The organism is Streptomyces flavusporus (assembly GCF_046267975.1).
Classification (GTDB): Bacteria; Actinomycetota; Actinomycetes; order Streptomycetales; family Streptomycetaceae; genus Streptomyces; species Streptomyces flavusporus.
In genome coordinates, this window is record NZ_CP176503.1 from 3,597,870 (window position 1) to 3,624,869 (window position 27,000).

The 27,000-nt window shown below is 71.2% G+C and carries 19 protein-coding genes and 6 pseudogenes; 3 read left to right on the plus strand and 22 right to left on the minus strand.

The features are described 5' to 3' along the window. Window positions 1–53 precede the first annotated feature (53 nt). The 11 genes and pseudogenes from ACKTSN_RS16925 to ACKTSN_RS16975 form a co-directional block, all read right to left on the minus strand. Window positions 54–2,657, minus strand: a complete 2,604-nt coding sequence (locus ACKTSN_RS16925; protein WP_409469894.1) for a SpoIIE family protein phosphatase — start codon at window positions 2,655–2,657, stop codon at window positions 54–56. A 426-nt stretch (window positions 2,658–3,083) separates the two neighbouring features. Continuing rightward, window positions 3,084–3,545, minus strand: a complete 462-nt coding sequence (locus ACKTSN_RS16930) for an ATP-binding protein (protein ID WP_409469895.1) — start codon at window positions 3,543–3,545, stop codon at window positions 3,084–3,086. A 104-nt stretch (window positions 3,546–3,649) separates the two neighbouring features. After that, window positions 3,650–4,051, minus strand: coding sequence for a (deoxy)nucleoside triphosphate pyrophosphohydrolase (locus ACKTSN_RS16935; RefSeq protein ID WP_385264820.1), 402 nt, complete (start codon window positions 4,049–4,051; stop codon window positions 3,650–3,652). 41 nt (window positions 4,052–4,092) lie between these two features. Continuing rightward, window positions 4,093–4,281: an SPOR domain-containing protein gene (locus ACKTSN_RS16940; protein WP_409469896.1), complete on the minus strand. Its 189-nt coding sequence runs from the start codon at window positions 4,279–4,281 to the stop codon at window positions 4,093–4,095. Window positions 4,282–4,614: 333 nt separating this feature from the next. Continuing rightward, on the minus strand, window positions 4,615–5,367 hold the full coding sequence (locus tag ACKTSN_RS16945) for a GntR family transcriptional regulator (protein WP_409469897.1): 753 nt from the start codon (window positions 5,365–5,367) through the stop codon (window positions 4,615–4,617). A gap of 170 nt (window positions 5,368–5,537) precedes the next feature. Next, window positions 5,538–6,683, minus strand: a complete 1,146-nt coding sequence (locus ACKTSN_RS16950) for a DUF4190 domain-containing protein (RefSeq protein WP_409469898.1) — start codon at window positions 6,681–6,683, stop codon at window positions 5,538–5,540. 218 nt (window positions 6,684–6,901) lie between these two features. Then, window positions 6,902–8,473: a S8 family peptidase gene (locus tag ACKTSN_RS16955; protein WP_409469899.1), complete on the minus strand. Its 1,572-nt coding sequence runs from the start codon at window positions 8,471–8,473 to the stop codon at window positions 6,902–6,904. 228 nt (window positions 8,474–8,701) lie between these two features. Then, window positions 8,702–9,262, minus strand: a pseudogene (locus ACKTSN_RS16960) (SDR family NAD(P)-dependent oxidoreductase); the annotation flags it as partial. An 87-nt stretch (window positions 9,263–9,349) separates the two neighbouring features. After that, complete coding sequence (locus tag ACKTSN_RS16965; RefSeq protein WP_409469900.1) at window positions 9,350–9,562, minus strand: hypothetical protein; 213 nt, start codon at window positions 9,560–9,562, stop codon at window positions 9,350–9,352. A 4-nt stretch (window positions 9,563–9,566) separates the two neighbouring features. Next, a pseudogene (locus ACKTSN_RS16970) lies at window positions 9,567–9,779 on the minus strand (thioesterase II family protein); the annotation flags it as partial. Beyond that, window positions 9,776–10,501 (minus strand): annotated as a pseudogene (locus ACKTSN_RS16975) (SDR family NAD(P)-dependent oxidoreductase); the annotation flags it as partial. The pseudogenes ACKTSN_RS16975 and ACKTSN_RS16970, both read right to left, overlap by 4 nt. On the opposite strand from ACKTSN_RS16975, the pseudogene ACKTSN_RS16980 reads away from it, so the two are divergent. Further along, window positions 10,495–10,790, plus strand: a pseudogene (locus ACKTSN_RS16980) (TetR family transcriptional regulator); the annotation flags it as partial. The pseudogenes ACKTSN_RS16975 and ACKTSN_RS16980 overlap by 7 nt on opposite strands. Window positions 10,791–10,804: 14 nt before the next feature. Here the strand turns inward: ACKTSN_RS16980 and ACKTSN_RS16985 are convergent. Then, on the minus strand, window positions 10,805–12,037 hold the full coding sequence (locus ACKTSN_RS16985) for an FAD-dependent oxidoreductase (RefSeq protein WP_409469901.1): 1,233 nt from the start codon (window positions 12,035–12,037) through the stop codon (window positions 10,805–10,807). A 171-nt stretch (window positions 12,038–12,208) separates the two neighbouring features. Here ACKTSN_RS16985 and ACKTSN_RS16990 point away from each other — a divergent pair, with 171 nt between their 5' ends. Beyond that, window positions 12,209–13,453 (plus strand): cytochrome P450 family protein, encoded by a 1,245-nt coding sequence (locus tag ACKTSN_RS16990; protein ID WP_409469902.1) that lies wholly within the window; start codon window positions 12,209–12,211, stop codon window positions 13,451–13,453. Between the two features lie 31 nt (window positions 13,454–13,484). Here the strand turns inward: ACKTSN_RS16990 and ACKTSN_RS16995 are convergent, their stop codons facing one another. The 5 genes and pseudogenes from ACKTSN_RS16995 to ACKTSN_RS17015 all read right to left on the minus strand — a co-directional run bounded on the left by ACKTSN_RS16995 (window position 13,485) and on the right by ACKTSN_RS17015 (window position 19,982). Then, window positions 13,485–15,659, minus strand: coding sequence for a DEAD/DEAH box helicase (locus tag ACKTSN_RS16995; protein WP_409469903.1), 2,175 nt, complete (start codon window positions 15,657–15,659; stop codon window positions 13,485–13,487). Between the two features lie 224 nt (window positions 15,660–15,883). Next, window positions 15,884–17,388, minus strand: a pseudogene (locus tag ACKTSN_RS17000) (AAA family ATPase). A gap of 38 nt (window positions 17,389–17,426) precedes the next feature. After that, window positions 17,427–17,641: pseudogene (locus ACKTSN_RS17005) on the minus strand (hypothetical protein); the annotation flags it as partial. Between the two features lie 252 nt (window positions 17,642–17,893). Beyond that, entirely contained in the window at window positions 17,894–19,327 is a 1,434-nt protein-coding gene (locus ACKTSN_RS17010; protein ID WP_409469904.1) for an ATP-binding protein, read from the minus strand. Between the two features lie 352 nt (window positions 19,328–19,679). Continuing rightward, window positions 19,680–19,982 (minus strand): hypothetical protein, encoded by a 303-nt coding sequence (locus ACKTSN_RS17015; RefSeq protein WP_409469905.1) that lies wholly within the window; start codon window positions 19,980–19,982, stop codon window positions 19,680–19,682. 456 nt (window positions 19,983–20,438) lie between these two features. Between ACKTSN_RS17015 and ACKTSN_RS17020 the strand changes: the two genes are divergently transcribed. Next, window positions 20,439–20,825, plus strand: coding sequence for an AAA family ATPase (locus ACKTSN_RS17020; protein ID WP_409474848.1), 387 nt, complete (start codon window positions 20,439–20,441; stop codon window positions 20,823–20,825). Here the strand turns inward: ACKTSN_RS17020 and ACKTSN_RS17025 are convergent. The 5 genes from ACKTSN_RS17025 to ACKTSN_RS17045 are packed head-to-tail and all read right to left on the minus strand — an operon-like array spanning window position 20,752 to window position 26,993. Then, window positions 20,752–21,150, minus strand: coding sequence for an Imm7 family immunity protein (locus ACKTSN_RS17025; protein WP_409469906.1), 399 nt, complete (start codon window positions 21,148–21,150; stop codon window positions 20,752–20,754). The two genes, ACKTSN_RS17020 and ACKTSN_RS17025, sit on opposite strands and share 74 nt — an antisense overlap. 4 nt (window positions 21,151–21,154) lie before the next feature. Further along, the gene (locus tag ACKTSN_RS17030) at window positions 21,155–25,159 is read right to left on the minus strand and encodes an RHS repeat-associated core domain-containing protein (protein WP_409474849.1); all 4,005 of its coding nucleotides are present in this window, start codon (window positions 25,157–25,159) and stop codon (window positions 21,155–21,157) included. Next, complete coding sequence (locus ACKTSN_RS17035) at window positions 25,048–25,860, minus strand: putative T7SS-secreted protein (protein ID WP_409469907.1); 813 nt, start codon at window positions 25,858–25,860, stop codon at window positions 25,048–25,050. The genes ACKTSN_RS17030 and ACKTSN_RS17035 overlap by 112 nt, the downstream gene beginning before the upstream one ends. Window positions 25,861–25,863: 3 nt before the next feature. After that, window positions 25,864–26,523: a hypothetical protein gene (locus ACKTSN_RS17040; protein WP_409474850.1), complete on the minus strand. Its 660-nt coding sequence runs from the start codon at window positions 26,521–26,523 to the stop codon at window positions 25,864–25,866. Next, a complete protein-coding gene (locus tag ACKTSN_RS17045) occupies window positions 26,520–26,993 on the minus strand; it encodes a hypothetical protein (protein WP_409469908.1) in 474 nt (157 codons plus the stop codon). Before ACKTSN_RS17045 ends, ACKTSN_RS17040 begins: the two co-directional genes overlap by 4 nt. Window positions 26,994–27,000: the final 7 nt, after the last annotated feature.

Below are 27,000 nucleotides of genomic sequence, written 5' to 3' on the forward strand. Positions count from 1 at the left end.
GGCGCCGGGCTGCGCGAACCCACCCCCGCTCAGCCGCAACGCCGTTCCGGCGCTCAGAACAGGCTCAGCAGGGCCTCCGCCGGATCCGCCACGCCGTTCTCGCCGTCCGGGAGCGGGAGTTCGAACCACACCGTCTTGCCGCGATGCGTGCGCCGGGAGCCCCACGCGGCCGACAGCAGGCCGACGAGCTGGAGGCCGCGGCCGCCCTCGTCGGTGTCGCGGGCGCGGCGGCGACGGGGCTGGACGAGGCCGGAGTCCCAGACCTCGCAGACCAGGGTGCGGTCCAGCAGGAGTCTCAGCCGGATCTCGCCCTCGCCGTACCGCAGGGCGTTCGTCACCAGCTCGCTGACCAGCAGCTCCGTCGTGTCGACCAGCGGTTCCATGTCCCAGCTGAGCAGCTGGCCGCGCGCGTACTCGCGGGCGCGGCCCACGCTGCGCGGCTCGCGCGGCAGCGTCCAGTCGCCGACGGACTCGGCGGGCAGGCCCTGGACGCGGGCCATGAGCAGGGCGATGTCGTCCTCGCCGTGGTGGCTGTCGAGGGTGTTGAGGACGTGGTCACAGACGTCCTCCAGCGGGCGGGACGGGTCGGTCAGCGCGCCCACGAAGGCCTGGAGGCCCTCGTCGAGGGGGTGGTCGCGGGATTCGACCAGTCCATCCGTGTAGAGCGCCAACAGTGCGCCTTCGGGGAGTTCGACCTCGACCTCCTCGAAGGGTTCCCCGCCGACACCGAGCGGCATGCCGGGCGGTACGTCGAGCATCAGGGCCGGCTCGCCGGGTTCGACCAGGACCGGCGGGAGGTGGCCCGCGTTGGCGAAGGTGCAGCGCCGGGTGACGGAGTCGTAGACCGCGTACACGCAGGTCGCGAGATACACCTCGGACAGGTCCGCCTCGCGGGGGCGTCGGGCGGCGCGGGTGGCCTGCTGGATGCCTCCGGGGGTGCCGAGGCCGCGGGCGATCTCGTCCAATTGGGAGAGGACTTCGGCCGGTTCGAGGTCCAGCTGGGCCAGTGTCCGTACCGCCGTGCGGAGTTCGCCCATCGCGACGGCGGCGCGCAGACCGCGGCCCATGACGTCGCCGACGACCAACGCCGTGCGGTGGCCGGGCAGTTCGATGACGTCGAACCAGTCGCCGCCGACCTCGCTGGGGCGGCCGGTGGAGGCGTTCCCGGGAAGGTAACGGCAGGCGATGTCCAGGCCGGAGGCGACCGGGTCGCCGGGCGGGAGCAGGGACCGTTGCAGTATCAACGCGCGTTCGTGCTCGCGCCGGTAGAGGCGGGCGTTGTCGATACAGACGGCGGCCCGCGCGGCCAGCTCGACCGCGAGGGCGCGGTCCCGGTCGCCGAACGGCTCGCTGCCCTTCGTACGGGAGAACTGGGCGAGCCCGACGACGGTGTCGTGGGCGACCATCGGCACCGCGAGGGTGGACTGGACGAGGCCGCCCTCCTCGGCGGGGACGATCTGCGGGCGGGCGGTGCGCAGGGCGTCCGCGCAGGGCGAGTTGAAGGGGTAGTGGTGGACCGCGCCGACCTTGACCGGCGTGCCGGTGCCCGCGAAGGGAGCGTCGGAGACGGCGCTGGCGAAGGCGACGCGGCGCAGTTCGGCGCTGCCGTCGGCGAGGCCGGGCGGGGTCTCGTCGCCGGCCAGGAGGCCCTGGTAGAGGTCGACGGTGGCCAGGTCGCAGAAGCCGGGGACGACGACGTCGAGGAGTTCGCGGGCGGTGGTCTCCAGGTCGAGGGAGTTGCCGATGCGGGCGCCGGCCTCGTTCAGGAGGGCGAGATTGCGCCGGGCGGCGGCGGCTTCGCGGGCGGCGGCGCGGCGGGCGGTGATGTCGGTTCCGAGCCAGGCGATCCCGATGGGGCGCCCGCTTCCGCTGTGCACGCGGTAGAGGTTGACCGACCAGTGACGGCGGTCCTCGGAACCGGGCACGAAGCCCGTGACGTGCATGTCCGTGATGCTGTCGCCGGTCTCGAGGACCCGGCGCAGCGCCGCGGCGACCCGCTCGGCCTCGCCGCGCGGCAGATAGTCGTGGACGCCCTTGCCGCGGTGGTCGTCGGGTGTGCCGCCGAAGGTCGAGGCGAACCGCTGGTTGGCGCGCCGCACCCGGAGTTCGGCGTCGATCAGCAGGAAGCCGAACGGAGATTGGCCGAAAATGGCCTGCGAGGCGGCGAGATCCGTCTCGATGCTGCGCAGTACCCGGACGTCGACGACGATGCAGACGGCCGCCTTCTCACCGTCCTCGGTTTGCGTCGGCATCACATAGACCTCGGCGAGCCCCTCGCCCCCGCCGCCGTCCACCGTCTCCGGCAGCCGGAAGGGGACCACGCCGGTCCACTCCCGCCCGTCGAGGATCTCGGCCATCTTCCGGTGGCCCTGCTCGCGCAGGTCGGGGTCGATGAAGGCCGCGATGGGGTCCATGCCGACGGCCCGCTCGACGGGGATGCCGAACAAATGCTCGGCGCGCAGGCTCCACTGGTCGACGAGCCCGTCGGGGCCGATGGAGAAGGACGCGACCTTGATGTAGTCGTAGATCGAGCCGGGTGGACTGCTCTGCCACATGGGGTCGCCGGGCCGCACCTCACCGGAGGCATCCGCGACCTCCGTCCTCGCGCCGTCCGACGGGTCCTCGGACTCCGTGGCCTTCGCTGGTATCTCGCTCACGCGAACCGTCCCCTCCAGCTCACCGCGTCCGGCACCGGTCACCGGGGGCGGCTGCCCGCAGTATCCAGCACTACGGCGCCGCACAACACGGTGTTCACGATCACAGAACGGTCCAGTTGGTTTTCGGACCGTCCTGCGAGAACACTTCCACTCTTCTAACCAGGGGACACGCCCTCGAATCACGCCTTCCGGCAGGGCCTGTCCGGATTCAGGTCGGAGGGAAACGGCGGCATCCCGTCAGCGCAGGTGAGCGGGGCGTGGTGCGTCCAGCTGCAAGGCGGAGGAGGGCGACGACGCGATGGGGTCCCCCGCGCGAGCGAAGCCGAGCGTGGGGGAGTCGGCAACCGACGACAACGCCGCAGATGGGCGTGCCACGCCCCGCGTCTGAGGCATGATCCGCCGGACAGGCCCAAGTCCGGTCCGGATTCAGGTCGGTACCGCGAGCTCGAACCACACCGTCTTGCCGGACTCCCCGGGCCGGGTGCCCCAGCGGCGTGAGGAGGAGGCCACCAGTTGCAGGCCGCGCCCGTGCTCGTCCTCGGGCCGGGCGACCCGTTCGTGGGGCGGGTCGGGCAACGGGTCGGAGACCTCCACCAGCAGCACGTCGGGCAGGTCCGGCGGGCGTACCAGGCGGACGCCGATGGGGCCGGTGGCGTGCCGCAGGGCGTTGGTCACGAGTTCGCTGACCAGCAGGGCCGTGATGTCACCGACGCTGTCGAGACCCCAGCCGTGCAGCTGGTGGCGGACGGTGGAGCGTGCGGTGCGCACGGCACCCGGGTCGGCGGGAAAGGTCCACTCGGCGCGGTCACCTTCGGTGTCGATCACGCCGATCACTTCCCGGGCCAGAGAACCCACCCATGCCTGGTTTCGTGGGGTTAATTGGCACATACCCGATATGCGGGACCCGGTACCACCGGGGGGCGCGCACTGTGGCACGAACGGCGTACGGGTACGACACTGCACGCGGGGTGGCACAGGCCGGCGTCAACGAGTCAGCCACTCAGGCGGGCGGCCACCTCACGTACGGCCGGAACGTCCTGGTCCAGCCAGTCGACGTCCCAGAGTTCGCCGGGCGCGAGCCAGCGCAGTTCGTCGTGGTCCTCGAGAGGCTTGGGGTCGGGAGAACCGGGGCGCAGCCGGGCGGTCCACACGTGCAGAACATACGGCGGCTTCAGGTCCCACTCCCCCGGCACCCGCTCAACAGCCTCGGCCTCGACGCCGAGTTCCTCCCGCAGCTCACGCACCAGCGCGGCATCCGGCGCTTCGCCCGGCTCGACCTTGCCGCCGGGCAACTCGTAACGCCCGGCCAGTTCAGGGGGCGCACTACGGCGCGCGGCGAGCAGTCGGCCACCGTCGAACAGGGCGGCCCCCACCACCACGATCCGTTCCTTCATGCGCCGGAGCCTACGTCAGGGGTCGAGGGGAGCGTCGCGGCTCAGGTGTCGTCGTCGGTGTCCTGGCCGATGCGCTCGACCCAATAGAGCTGCTTGTGCCCGCGGTTGTCGAGGCTGTCGGCGATCTTCTGGGCCTCGGCCCGGGTCGCGTACCTGCCCACGCGGTAGCGATTGCCGCCGTCGTCCTGCCGTATGACGAGCCAGGGAAGAGTCACCGTGCTGTCGTTCATCGCGCCCCTCCGCTTCCCGCCCTCGGCCCGCGCGCCCCGCCCGCTAAGGAAACCGCAATCCGCATATGCCCGAGCCTACGCCTAACCTTCACGCAGCGAATACGGCTTTTCACAAAGAGGTACGCAACAAGCCAGACGCGAGGGGGCGCACGGCGTCGAACGCGCCGTGCGTACGCATCCGCGCATCCGGTCGGCGGCATGGCGGGCACGTCCGGGGTCATCTGCGAAAACGTCCGGAATCGACCGGCGCGCGCACCGGCTCCCGGCGCGCGCATGCCGGGAGCAACTGCCGCAGGGGCGTGCGCCGCCGGGCAGAGGTCGGAAAGGTGTGCGCTATCTCACCGGGAGGTGGTACGAGACCCGGTAGCGGTCGGCCGGGATCACCAGGTCGGCCGTCTCGACGGGGCGGCCGGAGGCGTAGAAGGTGCGCTGGACGACGAGGACGACATGCCCGGGGACGCCGCCCAGGGCGAGGAGTTCCTCGGCGAGGCCGGGGCGGGCGCCGACCTCCTCGGTGACGTTGTCGACGATCACGTCGATGGCCGCCATGCGCTCGACGACACCCATGCCGCCGAGGGGGCCCTCTTCGGGCAGCATCACGGGCGTGCGGCCGGTGACGGCGATCGGCTCCCAGGAGGTGGAGAGCATCAACGGCTCGCCGCTCTCCCGGAACAGGTACTTCGTGCACATCACGCGGTCGCCGGGCCGGATGCCGAGCCGCTCGGCGATCGCGCCACTTGCCACGGTCTGTTCGCTGCTGGACTCCCAGGTGCCGCGCGCGGCGGCGTCCGCCTGCTCCTGCCGGAAGGGTGTGGCGCCGCCGTCCGGGCGGAATCCGGAGCGGGCGACGGACCGGGGCACGGGCCGCTCCCGTACGTACGTCCCGGAACCGGAGCGGCCCTCGACCAGCCCCTCGGCCATCAGGACCTTGCGCGCCTCGAGCGCGACCGTGTCCGAGACGCCGTACTCCTCGCGGATTCTGGCCTGTGACGGCAGGCGGGTGTGCGGTGGCAGCAGACCGTCGACGATCTTCTTGCGGAGATCACCCGCGACACGCAGGTACGCCGGCTGCTCACCGAATGTCACTGGCCGCTCCCATCAGGTTGCACAGACAGCAACAGCGTGGCAACCCTGGGTTCCGCCAGGCAAGCGAAGGTCAGAGAATCACTCGATGTGATGACTCGCGCGCGGGAAGGGCTGTGTCCAGGCACTTTCTCCCCGCGTTCTCCCCACTTCCTCCCCGCTGCGGGGGGCGGTCACACGTCGGCGTCGGAGTCGCCCGGGTCAGTGGCGTACTCGGGCGGGCTGGCGTCCAGGCCCAGAGCCTTGCGGGCGGTGATGGTGACCTGCCCGTCGTAGAAGGCGTACCCCTCGTCGTAGTGCACGTAGAAGGTGTCCGCGTCACCGGCGGCGGCCGCCTTCGCCCACTGACCGCGCGCGGAGTCCAGCTCCTTCACCAGGTCGGCGAGGGGCCGTTCGGCCCGGGCGGGCCAGTTGTACTCACCCAGTGTGACGCTCTGCCGGGCGAGCACGTCGCCGACCTCGCCCGCCCAGGTGCGGTTCGCCGCCAGGTCCTCCTCGGGGAATTCCTCGGGCTCCTTCTCCAGTACGACGTCGATGGCGCGGGCGGCCTTCAGGTAGGCGAGCTGGTCCGCGTCGAGCGTGGTCGCGTCGGCCCGCAGGGAGCCGGTCAGGGTGCCCTTCTCGTCGGTGTTGCCGAAGATGCAGGTGATCTCGCGGTCGCCGAGCCCCCAGCTCTGGCGGGTCGGGGTCAGGTAGTAGACGTCGACGTTGTCCGGCAGGGCCCAGGTGTCCATGGCGTAGTCGCCGCGCAGGGCATAGCACTTGTCGTCGGCGACGTTCGTGATGTGGTCGTCGCCGGGGAAGCTGCCGCCCGGCAGCCGGACGGTGGCGAACACCTCGCCGTCGTGCCTGCCCGTGCAGGGCACCACGTCGACGTCGTAGGTCATGCCCTCCAGGGAGCCGCTGGGCGCGTCGAAGCACTCGCCCTTGTCCGGCGAGACGGTCGCGCTCTCCCGCGCGCTCTCCTTGAAGCTCTCCCAGAAGTCGGACACGAAGCCCGTCGAGAGCGACAGGACCCACAGCGCAAGCCCGACGGACGACAGCACGGACCCGGCGACCGCCATGCCCTTCCCGCGCTCGCCCTTGCGCCTGATCTGACGCAGCGCGATCAGGCCCAGCACGAGCCCGACGGCGGGGAGAAAGCACAGGATGCCGAGGACGAGGGCGGCGATGGCGACACCGTTGACCGGCGCCTGCGGCGGGTACGGACCCCAGGCGCCGTACGGCGGCGGCGCGTAGGGGCCCTGCGGATGGGGAGCCGGGTACTGACCCTGGGTGCCCTGGGGTTGATAGGGCCCAGGCGGTGGAGGGATGGACACGGGTACCGGGCTCCTGGTTCGGCCGAGGATGCAGAACAGTCGTACGACTTGGCGCATGGTAAGCGCTGGACGGGCGCCGTGGCGGGGCTCCCCTTCACGCTCGGACGCCGAGCACGATCTGCTCGCACACCTGGCAGACGAACCTCGTCCTCGCTTCGGGCCGGGTCACCGACCCGAAGCCCTTCCACGAGGACGAAGATGACGGTACGTCAGGAATGTCAGAACTGGAGCGCCCAGGCGTCGATCCGCCCGGTGTCGATGTTCGCGTTGTCGCTGACCCTCAGCTTCCACGTGCCGTTCGCGGCCTCCGAGGAGGCGTTGACGGAGTACGTGGTGTCGATGTTGTCCGCACTGCCGCCGGTGCCGTACCCCTTGAGCGTGTACGCGGTGCCGTCGGGGGCGATCAGCTGGACCTGGAGGTCGCCGATGTACGTGTGGACGATGTGGACCTCGACGGCGAGCGCGGAGGGCGCGTTGCCGGAGACGCCGGAGACGGTCACCGGGGACTCGACCGTGGAGTTGTCGCTGATCGTGTAGTCACCGGTGTTCTCGAAGCGCGGGCCGGGCGGGGTCGGGGTGCCGCCGCCGACGTACAGGAGCCGGTTGGGCGAGCCGGTGCCGGGGCTGGTGACGACGTTGGGGGTGGCCGCGGACGTCAGCGCGGTGGACACCTGGGCGGGCGTGGCCGTGGGGTTGCCGGCCAGGTACAGCGCCGCCGCTCCGGCGACGTGCGGGGCCGCCATCGACGTACCGGAGATGGTGTTGGTGGCCGAGTCGCTGGTGTGCCAGGACGAGGTGATGGACGAGCCCGGCGCGAACAGGTCCAGCACCGTGCCGTAGTTGGAGTAGCTCGCCTTGGCGTCGCCGGACGTGGTGGCGCCGACCGTGATGGCCTCGGTGACGCGGGCGGGGGACCGGGTGGAGGCGTTGGTGGTCTCGTTGCCGGCCGCGACGGCGAAGGTGACGCCGGAGGCGATGGCGCCCCGTACGGCGGTGTCGAGGGCGGTGTCGGCGCCGCCGCCGAGGGACATGTTGGCGACGGCCGGCTTGACCGCGTTCTGGGCCACCCAGTCGATGCCGGCGACGACCTGGGCGGTGGTGCCGGAGCCGGAGTTGTTCAGCACGCGGACGCCGACGATCCTCGCCTTCTTGGCGACGCCGTAGGCGTTTCCGGCGACCGTGCCGGCGACGTGGGTGCCGTGGCCGTTGCCGTCCTGGGCGGTGTTGTCGTTGTCGACGGCGTCGTAGCCGTAGGAGGCACGGCCGCCGAAGTCGCCGTGGGTGATGCGGACGCCGGTGTCGATGACGTACGCCGTGACGCCCTGGCCGGCGGAGTCCGGGTAGGTGTACGAGCTGTTCAGCGGGAGGTTGCGCTGGTCGATGCGGTCCAGCCCCCAGGAGGGCGGGCTGGGCTGGGTCGCGGCGACGGTGAAGGTGCGGTTCTGGACCACGGAGGCGACGGCCGGGTCGGCGGCGAGACGTTTCGCCTCGGTCTCGGAGGCCTCGATCGCGTAGCCGTTCAGGGCCTTCTTGTACGTGCGCTCGATGGTGGCGCCGTACTTCTTCGCCAGGGCGCGTCCCTCGGCGGAGCCCGAACGGGCCCGGTCCGCCTTGAGGGTCACGATGTAGCTGTCGGCGACGGCGTTCGCCGCGCCTTCGTACTGGATACGGCCTTCGGCTGCCGGGGCCGCACCGGCGGGGAGGGCGGCGACCAGACTCGCGGCGAGTGCCGCGGTGGTCGCGAGGGCTGTGGCCGCCAGTCTTCGCCGGGTATGACGCATCACTGCCATCTGAGGGGTCCTCCTCAATCGGTGGTGCGCTGGTGTGGGGTGGCGCCAGATGAGCAGGAACATGTCAATTCAGGGTGGCTCACCTGTGCGTCAGCCGAAAGATTGAGGCTTCCACAGGAATTGCACAAGGGCCCTGCACGGATGTAACCGGCAGGCCATACGGGCGACATGACGAACCGTCAAGGCCCTCCTGAAGACGAAGCCGACTCCAGGAGGGCCCGCGCCGGATCACTCGTCGAACGCGGTGTTCCGGGTGCTCTTCTCCCAGGCGGTGACGTCGGCCCGCACCTGCTCGAGGTGGTCGAGGACGGCGGTGACCGAGTCGTCGCCGAGCGGCAGGCGCAGCGGCGTCTCCTGCGCGTCCAGGGCGGCCAGGATGACCGCCGCCGCCTTCGCCGGGTCGCCGGCCTGGGTGCCGTCGCCGCCGGAGACGTACGCACGCGTCTGTGCCACCTTGGGGTACACGCCGCTGTCGGCGCTGAAACCGGCCCGGCTGCCCTCGAACAGCGAGGTGCGGAAGGCGCCCGGCTCGACGATCAGCACCTTGATGCCGAACTCCCGCACCTCGTCCGCGAGCGCCTCCGACATGCCCTCCAGCGCGAACTTCGTTCCGCTGTACGCCGAGAAGCCCGCGAACGACAGCTGCCCGCCCACGCTGCTCATCTGCACGATCGCGCCCGAACGCCGCTCGCGCAGATGCGGCAGCACCGCCCGCACCAGCGCCGCCGGACCGAGGACGTGCACGTCGAACAGGGCGCGCAGCTCGGCGTCCGTCGTCTCCTCGAGAGCGCGGCCGAACCCGCTGCTCGCGCCCGTGATCAGCCAGATCCTGCTCATACAGCTCCCTTTGCCCACTTCGGCCCTGGTCGCACGGTGTCACACGCCGGTGTGCACGGCTCGGCATTCGTCCAGGAAGTCCACGATGTGTCCGAACACGTCCAGAGCCGCGTTGCGCCCGATGAACGTGTCGAGGTGGCCGTAGCCCGGGACCTCGACGTAGCGGACGTCCATGTCGGGGTAGCGGCTCGACAGGACCTCGTGGCACAGCTTGTTGGAGTCGTACCAGAAGCGGTTGTCGCTGCCGGACAACAGGTATGGAGTCGATCAGCGGCTCGTCACGGCGGTCCTGACGGCCCGGGTACTGGACGCAGAGCACGTCGACGGCGGGTGAAAGGCCCTGGGAGAAGGGGAAGTAGTACGACGCGGAGCCGCCGGCGTGCGGCAGACACAGCAGCCGCACCGGCGCGTCCGGAGCCGGGTGGTAGCGGCGGATCCAGCGGCCCGTGTCGGCGCGGTTCCCCGTCACAGCGCGAACCGGACGTCGGTCAGCCGCTCCGAGAGCCCCCACAGCCGGCGGCCGGTCTCGGCGTCGGTCGCGCGGGGCGCCGGCTGGACCCGCTTCGGTGCACCGCGCAGCTCGCCCATGCCGTCCGGCCCGATCAACTCGCCGCCCGCCACGGTCTGTTCGGTGGCCGCGTACAGCTGTGGCAGCGCTCCCTGGTCCAGGGACTGGGCGAGCGGCGAGCGGAGGGTGCCGAAGAGCAGCTTCACCATGCCGGTCGGCGAGCTCGTCTGCAGGTTGGTGGAGGTGTAGCCGGGGTGGGCGAGCACACTGCGCACCGGGCTGCCGGCGGCGGTCAGTCGCTGGTGGAGGGTCCAGCCGAAGACGGCGTTGGCGAGCTTCGACTGGTTGTAGTAGCCCATGGGCGAGTACTTGCGCTCACCGGTGAGGTCGTCGAAGAAGATCGCCGCCTGCCGGTGGTTGGTCGACGTCACCGAGACCACCCGGGGGTCGGTGCCGACGGATAGCAGATCGAGCAGCAGGCCGGTGAGCGCGAAGTGGCCGAGGTGGTTGGCGGCGAACTGCAGCTCCTGGCCCTGCCGGTTCAGGGACCGGGGCGGCGCCATCAGACCGGCGTTGTTGACCAGGGCGTCCAGCCGCGCGTGGTCGAAGCGCACCTGGTCGGCGAAGGCCCGCACCGAGTCGAGGTCGGCCAGGTCGACCCGGCGCACCTCCAGGCTCGGACCGCGCCCTGCGCGTGGTCCAGCTGATCCTGGGCACTCCCGCTCTGCACGCCCGCTTCCTGGAACGCCAGGCCCACTGGCGGGACGAACTGGCGACGGAACTGGCGCACCGCCTCGACCTCGACCGCGCCACCGACCTCTACCCCCAGCTGGCCGCCGGAATGGCCCTGACCGCCTTCGACACCGTCCTGCAACGCTGGAGCGACAGCGACGGCGCCGAGGACCCCACGGCCTGTCCGACCGGGCTTTCGCGATCATCGCCCCCGCGCTGGACAGAGCCGCGCAGGCGTAAGGCACGCTCCGCGCTCACCGGACAGACGCGGCGGGCGGACGCTCTCGTACGGCGCCGTAGGCCAGGAAGTAGGCAGGCACCCGGTTCAGCCACCGCGAGGTGGTGATCAGCTCGGTCATCCGCTGCGCCCGCCTGGGGTTGCCGAAGGGGGAGCGTCCCGCCAGCAGCGGCTCGATGACCCGGGCGTGAGCCGTCCGCTGCAGCGCCTGCGTCAGGGCCGTGGTCGGCCACCGACGGCGCTGGACGGCGCGTACGTCCCGCAGGCCCACCGCCCCCGCGCCCAGCGGCTCGACGAGATACCGGGCGGCGGCCACGGCGTCCTCGACGGCGAGGTTGATGCCGATGCCGAAGACCGGCGACATCGCGTGCGCCGCGTCGCCGATGCACAGCAGCCCCGGGCGGTGCCAGCGCCTCAGGCGGTCGAGCCGTACGTCCAGCAGCTTCACCTCGTCCCACGACCGCACCGCCTGCGCACGGTCCCCGAGCCACGGGACGGCGGCCGTGAAATCGGCCATGAACCGGTCGAGACCGGCGGCGCGGCGGCGGGCGTCGGTTCCCTTGGGGATCAGCGCGGCGCACTGCCAGTAGTCCCCGCGGTCGATCATGGCGGTGAGGAACCGGTCGCCGACACCTCCCACGAGCCCGTGCGGGTCGCCCTCCCGCCGCGGCAGCCGGAACCACCAGGCGTCCATCGGGCAGTCGAACCTCCGCAGTCCCAGTTCGGGCCGCGACCGGGCCAGCGAGCCCCGGCCGTCGCAGGCGACCGTGAGGGTGGCCCGCAGCTCACCGGTACGGCCGTCGGACGTGCGGTACCGCACCCCTGTGACGCGTCCGCGCTCCACCAGGAAGGCGGTCGCCTCGGTGCTCATCCGCACGGAGAAGGACGGCTCCCGCCGGGCCTCGTCCGCCAGGAGGTTGAGCAGGTCCCACTGAGGCACCATGGCGATGTAGTTGTACGTGCTGCGCAGCGCACCGATGTCTCCGACGGTGACCAGCGAACGGTCCCGGCCGAGCGGCAGCTGGACCGTCGTCACCCGCCGCTGCGGCAGTTCGGCGAACCGCTCGGCCAGACCCAGCTCCTCCAGCAGCGCCAGGGTGGACGGATGCACGGTGTCGCCGCGGAAGTCGCGCAGGAAGTCACCGTGCTTCTCCAGGACGGTGACCGCAACGCCGGCCCGGGCCAGCAGCAGGCCGAGGACCATTCCGGCGGGGCCGCCACCCACCACACAGCACGTCGTCCGCTCCATCACGCGCCTCCCTGTCGGTCCATCACACGCCGCCCTGTCGGGGATTCCCGAAGCCGACCAGGCCGTCCTCGAAGCCGACCGAGCCGTTCCCGAAGCCAACCGGACCGGACCATATAATCCCAAAGTGCCGTAATTTCTCCGCAGATGTCAGCGACGCTCCGGGAGGCCGCCATGAATCGGCAGCCGGTCCTTCTGCCCTATGCCGACCCGGCCTTCGTGGCGGATCCCTTCCCGTTCTACCGGCAGCTGCGCGAGGACGGCCCCGTGCGGCGCGCGGTCATCGCCGGCGGCCTGGAGGCCTGGCTGGTCACGCGGTACGAAGACGGCCTCGCCGCCCTGTCCGACCCCCGGCTGAGCAGCGACGTCCGCGAAGCGTCGGACCCCCGGCTGCTGCAGCAGCTGCCCGCGACGGAGCGCGAGTCCATGCTGCGCAACATGCTCCGCGCCGACCCGCCCGAGCACACCCGTCTGCGCCGCCTGGTCTCCAGGGCGTTCACCGCCCGCAAGGTGGCCGAGCTGCGCCCCCGCGTCCAGGAGATCACCGACCGGCTGCTCGACGCGATCGCACCGGCCGGCGCCGCCGACCTCGTCGAGGACTTCGCGCTGCCGCTTCCGGTCACCGTGATCAGCGAACTGCTCGGCGTGCCCACGGCGGACCGGCACGACTTCCAGCGGTGGACCGACGACATGATCCTGCGCGGGACACAGCCACCGGACCCGGCCGTGGTGAACGAGGCATGGCAGCACATGCGCTCGTACCTGACCGAGCTCCTGGAAGCCAAACGAGCCCGGCCACAGGAGGACCTGCTCAGCGCACTGATCACCGCCCGGGACGAAGAGCAGCGCCTCGACGAGGACGAGCTCATCGCGATGGCGTTCCTGCTGCTGGTGGCCGGATACATCACCACGGTCAACCTGATCGGCGGCGGCATCGCCGCACTGCTGGCCCACCCCGACCAGCTCCGGATGCTGCAGGACGATCCGGCACTGCTGCCGGACGCGATCGAGGAGTTCCTCCGCTACGACGGACCGGTCAACCCCGGCATCGCCCGGTTCGCGCGCGAGGACGTCACCATCGGGGGCGTGACCGTCCCGCGGGGCGCGACCGTGCTGATCGCCTCCGCCATCGCCGACCGCGATCCGGCGCGGTTCCCCGACCCCGATCGCCTGGACATCACCCGACGGGACAACGCCCACCTCGCCTTCGGCCACGGCCTGCACTACTGCCTCGGGGCGCCGCTGGCCCGGCTGGAGGGCCAGGTCGCCATCGGCACCACCCTGCGCCGCCTGCCCGACCTCGCCCTCGCCGTACCGCCCGGCGAACTCCGCTGGCGGCCCGGCGGCCTACGCGGCCCCGAGCATCTGCCGGTCACGTTCACTCCCACCGCCCCGCGCCGCCCAGCCGCTTCACCCTGACCCGGACGCCGGTCCCAGGTCGCACCGCCCCTCACGCGTCCCCTGCCGCACCAGCCTCCGTCACTCCCAGCCGGGCCTGCTCCTCCGCCACGATCCGGCGGGCCAGGTCGACGTCCGAGACGTCGACGGCGTCCGGCGTCGACTCGGCGACCGCGCTGCGCCGCGCGTAGGCGTCGAACAGGCGCGTCTTGTTCTCCAGGATCCGCACCAGGCGCTCGTCCACACCGCCCGTCGCGAGCAGCCGGTGCACCTGGACCGGGCGGACCTGCCCCATGCGGTGGGCGCGGGCCACGGCCTGGTGCTCGATGGTCGGCTTGACCTGCGGTTCGCAGAGGATGACGACGGAGGCGGCCTGCATGTTGAGCCCGACCCCGCCCGCCTCGATCTGGGCGAGCAGCACCGCGTGGCCCGGCGCGCTGGAGAACTCGTCCACCAGCTGTTGCCGCCGCGCGGGCGGCACGCTCCCCGTGATCGGGCCGAAGGGGCGCCCGCGTCCAGCCGCGCCACCGAGGGCGTCCCGGACGACGCCGAGCACATCCCGGAAGGCGGAGAAGACCACCACCTTCAGCCCGCTGTCGGCGGCCTCCTCGACGAGTTCCCGCAGCCGCTGGAGCTTCGCGGAGCGCTCCGACCGCGCGTACGCCGCACGGCGCATCGCCATGAAGTTGCCGGCCCGGACGGCCTCTCGATACGCCTCCTCGTCCGCGGCGCTCAGCTCCTCCCACTCGTCGGTGTGCTGGAGCACGGGAAGTTCGGTGAGCACGTCCTGCTGGTTGCGGCGCAGATACACGGGCGCGACCGCTTTGCGGAAGGCCTTGGATCCGGCCACCGAGTCCTGGTCGTCGACCGAGTCGGCGAAGTCGGGCCTGAGGATCCGCACCAGGTTGCGGAACTCCGCGACCCGGTTCTCCATGGGGGTGCCGGTCAGGAAGAGGACCCGCTCGCAGTGCTCGGCCCACGCGGTCACCGCCTCGGCCCGCAGGGTCAGCGGGTTCTTCACGTAGTGCGCCTCGTCGACGACGAGCATGCCGAGTTCGCCGCCGCCGGGCGTGGGGAATCCGCGCAGCGCGTCGAAGGTGGTGATCGCGACGCCGCCGCGCCCCTTCCAGTCGGCGAACGCCTCCTGCCGGTCGGGCCCGTGCAGCGGCATTGCGCGCAGAGTGCTGCGGGCCTCGATCTCCCGGGTCCAGTTGATCAGCACGCTCGCCGGGCACACGACCATGAAGTGGCTCTGCCCCTCGGCCGCGAGGTGCCCGAGGGCGGCGATGGCCTGCACGGTCTTGCCGAGCCCCATCTCGTCGCCGAGCAGCACGCGGCGCTGGGCCAGCGCGAAGCGGGCGCCGAACGCCTGGTAACCGCGCAGCGAGACCCGGCAGTTGGCGTCGTCCAGCCGCTGCTCCCGCACCCGCTCGGCCACCTCGTCGGGCAGGTACCCCTCGGCCGCGGCCGTGTCGGGGCCGCGGCCCGAGATCTCCGCGAGGAGGCTGTAGTACTCGGCCGAGCGGAGCTCGAAGTCGACCCAGGCGGCGATGTCGTCGGGGTGGCGCAACAGGTCGACCGAGGCCTGGGCGCACTGCTCCGGTACGCCGTCCCGCTCGGCCTCCTCGGTCAGCCGCCGCACCTCGGCCACGGCGGCCAGCGCCCGCTCGCGCCCCTCGCGTCCGGCGAGCAGCATCCGCCACCGCCCGGCGGCGGGCCGCGCGTCCTCCAGCACCGTCCCGAGCCGCGCCGCCAGCGCCGAACCCGCCTCGGCCGCGCGCCGCGCCTGCGGGCCGGCCTCCACCAGCACGTTGAGGGCGACGACCAACGCGGTGGTGCGGGGCTCGGGACGGTCCACGTCGATCCGCACGGCGACGGACTCCCGTACGGCGTCGGCGATCTGCCGGGCCGCCGCGATGGCCTGGTCCGCGGTACGCTGCCCGACTCCGGGCGTCTGCCGCAGCCGGTACGTCCCGGCGTCCAGCACGTCCTGGACGGTCCCAAAGCCGCCCTTCTCCAGCTCCCCGAACCTCAGCCGCCCCTCGGTGACGTCCCGCAGCCGGGCGACGGGGATGCCCTTCAGCTCCTGCTCGGCCAGCCCGTCGTGAATCGGCCGCAGCGCCTCCCGCACCTCACGGACGGCCCGTTCGTAGTCCTCGACGACCCGCCCGGCAGCCTCCGCCAGCCGCGTCCCCCGCCCGACGACCTCGCGCTCCGCGCGCCCCATCCCGCCCCGCCTCTCTCACCCTGTCCAGGGCATGGTGCCATTGCCCGAGGGGCGGGCCGCTGCCCTTCGAGATCAGCTTCGACCGGGAACACGGAAGGGATCGCACTCACCCACGCCCGCCCCCTTCCGACCTGCGCATCGGTCACACGTTGCAGCGGAACGCCTACGGCAGAGCTCCCGCCTGCGAAGGTGTGGCTTTTCCGGAGGCCGGGCCGCTCTTGGTGTCAGCTGCCGTAAAGCGTGGGCAGATCGACCAGAAGGAGGTCTTCTCGGCGGTCGGCCAGGTCGACCAGGTCGGGGTAGAAGCCGTGCAGGGAGTACAGGGCCAGGGTGGTGGCGGCGGTGTCGTATCCCTGATCCGCGAGCAGGGCCCTGATGCGCTCCAGGCGCTCCAGGTCACCGATCCCCCGGCGGGCCACGGTCGCCTTGGCCTCACCCAGGAGCGCGATCTTCGCGCGGGGGGGGCCTGCGGGCGCTCGTCGGCGGCCAGGGCGATGACGTCGACCTCGTGCTTCGTCCGGGCGGCCTGGTCGGCGACCTCGGTGGTGCCGACCGGGCCGGGCAGCCCACCGGGCAGCAGGGTGTGGGCGTAGCGGCGGGTGAAGTCGCGGGCCAGGTCCTCGAAGTGCGGGCCAAGGATCTTGGAGTTGAAGGTCGGAGTGGCCTGTTGCCACACCTGCTCGGCGAAGCCCTGCTCCACGGCCGCGGCACGGGCGGGGTGATGAGCTGGTTGAAGCGGATGACGGGGTCGGCGAGGGTGATGACGGGGTGCCTGGAGCGGAGAATGTCCTGTTCCCGCTGGATGTAGCCGGTGGATTCCAGTCCTCCGAGGGGTGGGCAACGGCGTTGCGCGGGCGCTCCAGGGCGGCACCGATCTTGCTGGGGGTGGTGGCCCCGTGCGCGATCGCGGTGAGGATGCCGTAATACAGCGTGTGCTGCGTGATCCTCGGGTCCTCGCGCAGCAGGTACTCGGTCTCGATCCGCGAGTACACCGCCCTCCCCGGGGCGAGCAGCGTCCGGGTGAGCCAGGCGTCGAAGCCGTCGTCCGGGTGCGGACGGGCAGCCACCGGCCGGTAGCCGGGGCCCCGCCGAGGACCGCGTGCACCTTCAGCGCGGTCAGCGGGTCGGCGATCTGCCAGAAGGCCCGGCTGTCCCGGTAGTCGAAGGCACCCCGCCGTAGATCGACCACGGCACGTCCCCGCAGCGGCTTGGTCCCCGAGAGTAGTTCGCGCATGACGCTCGTCGCGGAGCCGCACAGGATCAGCCGCGGCCCCGGACCGGCACCGGACCGGGCGCCGCGCTGACGCTCGTCGTAGAGCTGCTGAAGCAGACCCGGGATTTCGGGCGAGTGCCGGAGCAGGTACGGCAACTCGTCGATCACCAGGAGCGGGTACGACGAACGGGCAGTCACATCAAGGGCGTTGGACAGGACGTCACGCCAGTCGGTCAGCCGCAGACTCCCCGGCCTCAGGCCGGCGTGGGTGGCGACCGCGTCACTGAACCGCTGGATCGCGGGCAGCCGCCCTTCCTCCCGCACCGCTGTGACGTACAGGCCGCCGACCTGCCCGGACAGGGCCTGGAGCAGGTACGACTTCCCGTGCCTCCGCCGCCCGGACACGATACCGAGCCGCATCGCCGGGTCCGGATCGGTGAGGAACTCCGTGAGCAGCTCCCACTCCCGGTCCCGGTCGACCACGTCATCCGGCTTGGCCGGCAGACTCTTCTTCACTCGACCTCCTACACACCGACGAAATGCGTCGCGCTGGACTTGTACAAGGCGACCAGCTCCTCGACGGTCTCGTCCTGTGGGTCCTTCGCGACGGGGGACAGCTCGGCGGCGCCCTCGACGACGACGTATGACCAGCCAGCGGCGGAGCTCACGTGGTACACGCCTCGCGGATCGCGGATCGCGGATCGCGGATCGCGGATCGCGGATCGCGCCGCAGGTTACGGGTCTTGGCCCGGTCGCCCGCGACCGACACGAGGAGCTTGTTGGTTGCCGTCAGTCAATGATCAGCGACGGCCCGACCCAACCCGGCATCGCAAGCCACTTGTACTTCGGAATCCTATTTCCCCAGGTCAGCGACATGGTGGAGGCCATACACCGAAGCGGGATATCTTGCGCCGAGTTCCCACCTGCGAAGACCCGGTTCTGGAGCAGGCCATCCCAGCACGCTCTCAGCACGGGAGCGTGCCGGCATCCGCCACTACCCCAGAGGGCAGGCGCCGACTGGTCACCGCCAGGCGCGTACGAGGTCCTCCGGACCCCAGTGCGCCGCGAGCGGCAGGCCGCAGGCAATGCCGCTGCGTGCGACCGCGACGAGAGGGGTGTCCGTTCCCGCGCCCGGCACGGCGAGCATGTCGCGGACCAGGGCGTCGTAGTCGTGGCGGTCGAACGGCCGGTCCTCCAGCCACTTGATGGAGCCGAGGAAGTGCACCCGCCCGGCCACCGGCTCCCGGTCGGCGCCGATCAGGTCGATCTCGGGGTTGTTCTGCCGGTTCCACCAGCCGCCTACCGCCTCGGTGCCCGGCCACGCCTCGTCGGGCAGCAGCCGCAGCAACGACTCGCGGACGATCGGCTCCACCGCCCGTCCGCGCCAGCTGGTCCAGCCCCGCTCGATGCGCTCCAGCGCCAGGTCGCCCCGGCCACGTTCGATCAGCGGCAGGCCGCGCTGCAGAAAGGCCAGCCAGAAGCGCAGGTAGGGGTCGGCGATGCGGTAGCGCTTGTTCTTACGGTCGGATTTGGCCGACAGCGGGAGGTCGGCGGTCAGCACCCGCTTGCCCAGCAACGTGTTCAGCAGCGGAGTCAGCACCCCGGAGGGCAGTGCGCCGGCCCCGCCGGCCTGGGCCGCGATGGTGGAGAACGTCCGCTCGCCGGTGCCCACAGCCTCCAGCACCGCCCGGGCGTGGGACGCCTCGGGGAACTCGCCCAGCAGCGACAGCTCGCCCGCCACCAGCAGCGGCGAGAGCGGGTTGGCCACGGCCTCGGCCAGGAAGTCGGTACGGCTCATTCCCGGCCGCCAGGACTGGACGATCTCCGGGAACCCCCCGGTGATCAGCAGGGCGTCCACCGCCTCTGCCGCGCCCAGCCCGGTGGCGGCCTGCACGTCCCCCAGGTGCAGCGGATCGACGGTCATCGTGGCCCGCCCGAAGAACGGGCGACTATGGGACTGCAACGCCTCCATCACGGAGATATCGCTGCCGACCAGGATCAGCAGCACGGGCTTGGCGGACAGGTGGCGATCCCAGACCGTCTGCAGCGCGCCCTCGAACTCTCGGTCCTGCTCCACCAACCACGGCACCTCGTCGATCACCGCGATGCTCGGGGCGTCGTCGGGCAGCGCGACGGCCAGGGACCGCAGCGCCTGGTTCCAGTCGCCGGCCTGCAGCCCGGCCACCAACTCCGCCCCCGACAGCGGCGACTGCGCGAGCGTAGCGATGAAATCAGCCCGCTCGGCCACAGGGTTACGGCCTCGCGTGGCCTGGAAGACCACGTATGGCAGCCCGGATCGATCACAGAACTCCTGGGCCAGCCGCGACTTCCCCACCCGCCGCCGCCCCGTCATGATCACAGCCTGACCGCGCGTGGTCCCACCACCCTGGGCCACCCGACCCAGCTGGCGATCCAGCCGCTCCAGGTCCAGCGCCCTGCCCTTGAAGCCGCTCACAGCCCACCGCCTCGACCGGAATGCAAACGCAGTTTCGATATTACGTAGATAGAATCTACGTTTACCGTAGTGCACCCTCGCGGCTCAGGCCCCGAGATTGAGAACCGCACGGCAACTCGGACGCGCACCCCTCGGATCGGCGCGAACCGGATCAGGGAGGCGTGAGGACGGGGCGCGAGGCGATGGCGCGTCAGATCTCCCAGCACCATCCCAGCACGGGCGCTCCATCCCAGCACCATGCAACTCAGACACCCCACTGGTCCCCCGCGCGGCTTGCGTGCAGGCAACGGGCTGGCGTCCGTATCGGAGGAGGGTCGACTGGGGGCGCGGGCCGCATGGCGTTCTGCAGGATCTACCGGCAGCGGTGCCAGACGTAGTCGTACGCCGACGCGATGGGCATCATGCCCTTGCCGCGCTCGCTGGGAGCGAAGAGCACCGACAGCCGCCGATGCCCGCGGGACGGACTGATCAAGGCGACCGGCGCCGGAACCCACTGCGCCAGATCCGCGTCGATCTCCTCTCCGAGGCTCGGGGCGGCGGGAACGTCGCGGTACTCGCCCTCGACCCGGTTTTTGAGCGGAACGAAAGTGGCACGGCAGTCGCCCCTGCGTGCTTTCGAGCTGACCTGCCAGCGCACCCGGATGAAGCTCGGCATCTCCCGTAGGCCCCGACCGGCTCGGCTCTCGCTCACGCGAGGCGCAGTGCGTGAAGGAACACCCGCAACTGTCGAGCATGATCTGCAGTACGCAGACTTCTCAGCCAGTAGACGCAGTCCGGGCAGCAGCCTTCAGCCCGGGGCCGTGCGATGAGTGCGCAGGTGTCCACCAACTCCTGGGGAGTCCTCCCTAACGGGTGGCTGGCATCGGAAGAGTGACAGGCGTATGGCAGCGAACGCCGAGCACCTGAAAGCTCTCGTGCACGCGCACGCCGAAGCCGACGACGACCTCTTCTACAGTGTCGCCCAGCAGAAGCAGATCAGAGCCGGCAGTCGGAGTGCCGCAACCCCGGTAGCGCAGCCCCGCGGCGAACTCATCAGTCTTCTTACCAGCGGGCCACCCAGACACCCAGGAGCATGACCGCCGCGGCGTTGGACGGTCTGATCAGCCGGTCTATGGGAGGGACTGCCGCAAAGCTGCGTCTGGTGTCCGACGCGGTAGCCCAGACCCGAGCCGTCTACCTGTTCGACGAGTTTGACGCCCTTGGCGCCGAGCGAGCGGCGGGCAATGACGTCGGCGCGGCCCGCAGGATCTTGAACTCGTTCGTGTTGTTCCTGGACGAGGCTCCCTCTGAGAGCCTGGTCGTCGCCGGCACCCATCACCACCAGCTCCTGGAGAAGGCGCGGACACCGGAGAAGGCCGAGGGGCCGGACCGTACGTGTCGGTCCGGCCCCTCGTCCGGGCGGCTCCCGGCGGGCCTCGTAGGGCTCAGTCCTCGATCACCGGATTGCACGGCGAGAGGAACGGATCCAGGCGCTCCTCGACGACCCCCCTGCGCATGACGCGCACCCGGAACGCGTTGTCGGCGTTCGGGATGTCGCCTTCGTCGGAGCGGTCGTAGAGCAGCCCCCACGAGCCGGGGAAGCGGCGCGCGATGTACGCCACCAGTTCGTCCAGCTGCCCGGCCTCGTAGCCGATGTGGTTGGTGTGGCCGGTGGCCGTGACGACGTCCAGCCCGTTGAAGACGTCGAGCACGACCTTGCAGCTGGAGGACCACTGGACCGCGTCGATCCGCGCACGCAGCTCCTCGACACCCGCCCTCAGAGACTGCGGGTCGTCCTCGTACGGGTCCTCGGAGATACCGAACCAGCCATGGAACTCGTACATGCCCTCACTCCAGCGGAGTCGTGTCGATCACCGGCTCGACGCCGTACCGGCGTCCGTATTCCTGGAGCTTATCGATCACGCCTGGTCCGGGCGGTCCGTCGAACTGGAAGTACGGCGTGCGGCCACTCTGGATCGCCGCCTCGAACGTGGCTTGCGCCTGCTTGCGGAACTTCTTGTTCAGGGTGAAGTCCGCGGGCTTCGCCTGGGCCACGTACTCGTCGCTGATCGCGTCGAACTCACGTCCGTCCGGGTCGTTCGCGAATCTCCTGCGGGGCTCTCCGCCGAGCTTCTCGGCCAGCTTGTCCGCGTCGGCGTCGGGCTTGTTGACCTCGATGAGTTCGCCGAGCCCCCCGTTGTCCTCGTACGGCGCGAGGCCCAGCGGATCGCTGAACCGGTGCGGGTTGTGCACGTACGCCGTCGGGTTGGGCGCGGGCGCGAGGCCCAGCGGGTCGGGCGTGGTGTACCGGGCGGTCTGCGGGTCGTAGTAGCGGTGGTGGTTGTAGTGGAGGCCGGTCTCCGGGTCGAAGTACTGGCCGGGGAACCGCAGCGGTGTGTACGCGGACGCGTTGGCGTTCCACGTCGTGATGCCCCACAGCGTGGTGCGGCTCTGCCAGGCGATGCGCCCGTCCTCGCCGATGAGCTCGGTCGGGGTGCCGATGAGGTCGGTCGCGATCGCGAAGAACCGCGCGTCGATCTCCCGCTGGGTGGCCGCGTCGGTGAGCCGTTCGGTCTGGGCGACAGGGGTCAGGCCCTCGTGGTCCCAGCTCAGCGTGGTGTGGTGAGGCAGCTCGCCGGGGATCTCCGTGGTCTGCTCCGCGAGCACGGGACCGTCCCAGACGAAGCACGTGCGCTCGGCCACCGCCTGGCCGTCGGCCGCCATGCGTTCCTTGGCGATGCGCCGGCCGAGCGGGTCGTACCGGTAGCGCCACAGAGTGCCGTCCGGGGTCGTGACCTCGGTGAGCCGGTCCTCGGCGTCGTACGCGTACGTCCACACGTCACGCTTCTTCGACAGCCGGGTCTTCGAGCGGCGGATCAGCCGGCCGGCGTCGTCGTACGCGTAGCGGTTGGCCCCGGCCTCCGTGATCCGGGTGCCGGTGTAGGAGCGCTTGCCGCGCGCGTCGCCACTGGCGTGGCGGTCCGGCCAGGCGGCGGAGATGTTGTTGCCGCCGCTGTCGTACGCGTAGGACTCGCTCCACCGGTCGGCCGTGACGGCGGTGACCCGGCCCGTCGCGTCCAGGCCGAAGCGGCGCGGGCCGCGCAGGGCGTCGTCGACCGCGACGAGATGGCCGTCCTCGCGGTAGGCGTACGTCCGCAGGTTCAGCCGGTGGCCACCGCGCGCGATCTCCTGGGCGGTGAGTCGGCCCGCGGCGTCCCAGTCCGACGTCAGCGTCAGCGTCTCCCCGACGCTGCGGGTCAGCTCGCGCCCCGCGGCATCACGCGTGAACACGATGTCGTGGCCCGCGACGGTCAGCGCGGCGACACGGCCCGCGCTGTCGTGCGTGTACGAGGTGACATGGCCGCTCGGGGTGACACGCCGGGTGCGGCGCCCGGCCGCGTCGTACGAGAACGACAGCGCACGCCCGTCGACCAGCTCGGTCTTGACGTGGCCCCGACGGTCGTACGCGTACATCAGCTCCGCGTCGGGCCCGATGGCCCGCAGCAGCCGGCCCGCGGGGTCGTACTCGTACGTCGTCACGGCGCCGCCGGCGTCCTTGCGGACGACCTGGCCGAGCACGTCCCGCTCGTAGCGGACGGCCGCGCCGAGCGGGGTGGTACGGGTCAGCACCCGGCCGAGCGGATCGACGTCGTAGGCGATGGTGCGGCCGTCGAAGTCGGTCTCGGCGACGAGGTTGCCGACCGGGTCGTAGGTGTAGCTCCACCGCAGGCCCAGGGGGTTGCGGACCTCGGTGAGGCGCAGCTCGGTGTCGTGCGTGAACTCGTGGCGGGTGCCGTCGGGGTCGGTGCGGGCCGTGAGCAGGTCGAAGTGGGTGTACTCGAAGGTCGTGGTGCGGCCCTCGGGGTCGGTGTGGCTGAGGCAGTTGCCCTCGCCGTCGTACGTCCACGACTCCACGGCGCCGTCCGGGCCCGTGAACCGCGCGAGCCGGCCCTCAGGGGTCCACTCGAAGCGGGCGGTGCCGCCGCTCGGTCCGGTGCGCTCGGTGATCCGGCCGAAGGCGTCCCGCACGTACGACGTCGTACCGCCGTCCGGGGCCGTCTGGGCCATGAGAAGGCCCGCGGCATTGTGGCGCAGCAGGGTCGTGGCGCCTGGGGGTCCCCCCGCTCGCGGGGGAGGGTCGGTGACCGAGGTGACGTGGCCGAGCGCGTCGTGGGTGTAGCGGGTGGTGCGCCCGGCGGGGTTGGTGACCGCGACCCGGTTGCCGCGTTCGTCGAACTCCTGCTTCCAGCGCAGCCCGCCCGGCTGGACCAGCTCGACCGGGCGGCCGTCGCTGCCGTAGGCCGCCGTCTGCACGCTGCCGTCGGGGCGGGTCACCGAGACGAGACGGCCCTCGTCGTCCCAGCGGAACTCGGTGCGCGCGCCTGGGGGTCCCCCCGCTCGCGGGGGAGGGTCGATACGGGACAGCAGCCGGTCGTCGCGGTCGTAGGCGTACCGGATCGTCGCGCCCGTGGGCCAGGTCTCGGCGACGACCTGGAGGTGGCGGTTGACCGTGTAGCGCCAGGTGTGGCCGAGGGAGTCGGTGACCGTGGTGGTGGTCAGGCCGGTGTCGGGGTGCGGGTCGCTGTAGTGGAACTCCGAGCGCAGATGTCCCTCGGCGCCGGTCTGGGACACGCACCGGTCCCTGTCGTCGTACACGAAGCTGTAGCTGGAGCCGTTCGTGTCGGTCCAGGCGACGATGCGGCCTTCGGTGTCGTAAGCGAACCGGGTGGGGATGCCGGAGGACTTGGTGACCTCGGTGAGATGGCCTTCCTCGCTGTATCCGTACCTGGCGATCTCGGTGCCGCCGAGGCTCAGCGAGGTGATCCGGCGGTTCTCCGTGGTGAACGTGAGGCGGTAGCCCCCCGAGTGGGTGAGGGCGAGCGGGGCGCCCTCCTCGTCGTACTCGGCGGTGATCGTGCGCCCGTTGCGGTCAGCGATCTCGGCGAGCGGTGCGGAGCCGTTGTCTCCCGGCTCGGCGCCGGGCGGGGCGAGAAAGTGCCGGACGATGCCCGTGTCCGGATCGGTGAGCGTGTAACTGCCGTCGGTGTGCCGTTCCAGCGGCCAACGCGGCCCCGCCTCGGGGAGCACCGGCGTGCCGGGGGCGGGGTGCGGATACGGGACGAGCAGGTTGTCCTCACCGTGGAAGACGACACCGATCGGGTCGACGGTCAGGCGCTGGTCGATCGTCGATGACCAGCTCTCGCCGAACCAGCGGCCCGCCCGGTACGAGGACTCGAAGTCCCTGCGGAACAGCAGCGGCAGGCTGCCCGGCAGCAGCACGTCCTCCTGCGGCAGGAACATGCGGCCGGTCGCGAAGTCGACGGGCTCACGGCCGCACCGCTTGCCGTCGGGCCTGCGGACGGTCTCCCTGAGGTCGTCGGCGCGGCGCGCCTTGGCGGCGTCCGCGAGCTCGTCCGTGAGCCTCACGCCCTTCACGGCGGCTCCGGCGCCACCCGTCGCGACGGTGAGGACCGCGTCCGGCACAAGCGTGCCGAGCCCTTCCGCCGGGTCCTTCATGAAGTTGTCCAGCATCTGCTTGCCGGTGCCCCAGGGGTCGTTGGCGACCTGGACGAGTCCGGCGACGGTGCTGTTGAGATTGGTGACGTACTCGGCCGGATGCGTGATGTTGTACGGGTCCAGCGGGTTGATGCCCCGGACGAAGTTCACGATGCCCGCGGTGCCCTTGACCGCGCCCATGGTGAAGTGGGCCTTCATCAGTTCGAGCTCGTCGAGCCCGTCCTTCAGCTGTTCGCCGTAGGAAGGCTTGGGTGGGGCCGCGTCCCGGGCCTCCTGCACGGCTTTACGGGCGGTCTCGGCGGCGGAGTTCCGCTGCCTGCGCGCCTCGGCGAGGATGTCCTGCGCCTCCTGCATCTTCGCCTTGCCGGGGTCGGAGAACTCGCCCGGCTTCGGCGGCAGTGTGGCGGGGTCACGCTTGTCGGCGGGCGTCGCGTTGTACTTGTCGACGGCGTTGTTGTAGTCGTCGACCTTCTTGTTGTGCGCGTCCAGGGCGTCCGCCGAGGCCTTCGTGCCTTCCTTCCACTTGTCGATCGCGAGCTGCGCCTGGCCCTGCCCCAGGTCACCGTGTCCGCGAACGACTCCAGCGCCTTCGCCGCTCCCTCGAACGCGTCCGCGCCCTTGTACCACTTGGGCGGCTCCAGTTTCACCGTCCGGCGGAACGCGTCCGCCGCCTGACCCTGTAGGGAGTCCGAGTCGAGCCCTTCGAGACCGAGCCCGACATCGTTGAACGAATCCGTGAAGTCACGCAGGTGGGACGCGGTGGAGCGCAGCTTGCCCGGCGAGCCGTGGATGAGCTTGGTCTTGTCCTCGGTCTGCCCGAGGTCCATCTCGTCGACCTCGGCACCCATCCGGTTCGCCAGTGAACGCGACTGCTCGCGCACCCAGTCCGCACCGGACTCCCAGCCGACGTCCTGGAGCCGGTCCGCCGTCCAGTTGCCGGCGTCCTCGACCCGGTTGCCGACCCACTCGGCGCCGTCCTCGACCGCGTCCTCGACGACATCCGGCGTGATGTCACTGACGAAATCCCCGATGCCCATACGTCAGTTCCCCCCGCCGTCGTTCTGCTGCTGTTGCTGCTGGGCGCGCTCCTCGGGCGACGGCCCGAAGGTGTCGTCGACGGCCTTGTCGAACTGTTCCTGGTCGATGCCGAGGAGGTCGTTGAGCATCCGCGACCGCTCGCCGCCCTGCCCCTCGGTGAGCACCGCGCGCCCGGTGTCCTTCCAGGTCTGGGCCATCTCGTCACCGGCGCGGTCCCACGACTCGGCGCTCCAGTCCGGGTTCAGCGCGTCCGGTGTGAACACGTCGCCCCAGCCCTGCTGGGCGATGTCCTCCTCGGAGGCGTACGGGCTGCCGCCGGCGATCGAGTTGACACCGAACTTCAGCGCGCTCTGGACGTACTGGTCCTCCTCCCACAGCACGCCCGCGGCCAGGCCGAGCTTCGCCGCGATGGTGTTGGCGTCCTGGATCAGCGCTCGTACGCCCCACTCCCACCGCTCGCAGAAGTCCTCGAAGTCCACGGACAGGCCGTGGTGCCCGGCTTCCATGCCGGTCATCGCCAGTTCGGAGAAGCCCTTGCCGAGCACCGCTCCGGTGCTCGTACCGATCTCCTTCAGCTCACCGACCGCGTTGCGCAGGCCCTGGGTGAGCCGCTGGACGGTGTAATGGTCGACACCGAGATCCTTCGCCCCGTCGCCCATCAGGCGGCGCCCCCTGCGGTCTTGTCGGTCCCGAGGGTCGCGTCGGTCCCGCCGACGAGCTTGTCCGGCGTGTCGACGGCGGCTTCGTCCGGAACGATGCCCATGGCGGGCGGGAAGAGCATGGACCCGTCGGGGTCCGCGACGTCGACGGCGATGCCCGCGGGCTCGCCCATCGCCGGGATGATCTCGTCGAGCAGCCGGGCGCCGAGCAGTTCGGCGAACTCCCAGGGGCGCGCGCTGTCCTGGGCGCTCCCGGACTCCCGCGCCCGCGACCCCGCGAAGCGGGCGAGGGCCTCCTCGCCGGTGAACGCGAACACCCAGCGCACACCGCCGAAATGCCCCGTCCACAGCCCGCCCCGGTCCAGCGGTACGAGCATCCGGGCCCGCCTCAGCTCCCCGAGGAGCGCCCGCGGATCGCCCGTCCCGGCCCGCCGCTCAGCGATCTGCTCGGCGAGCGCAGCCCCGTCACGCACTTCATTG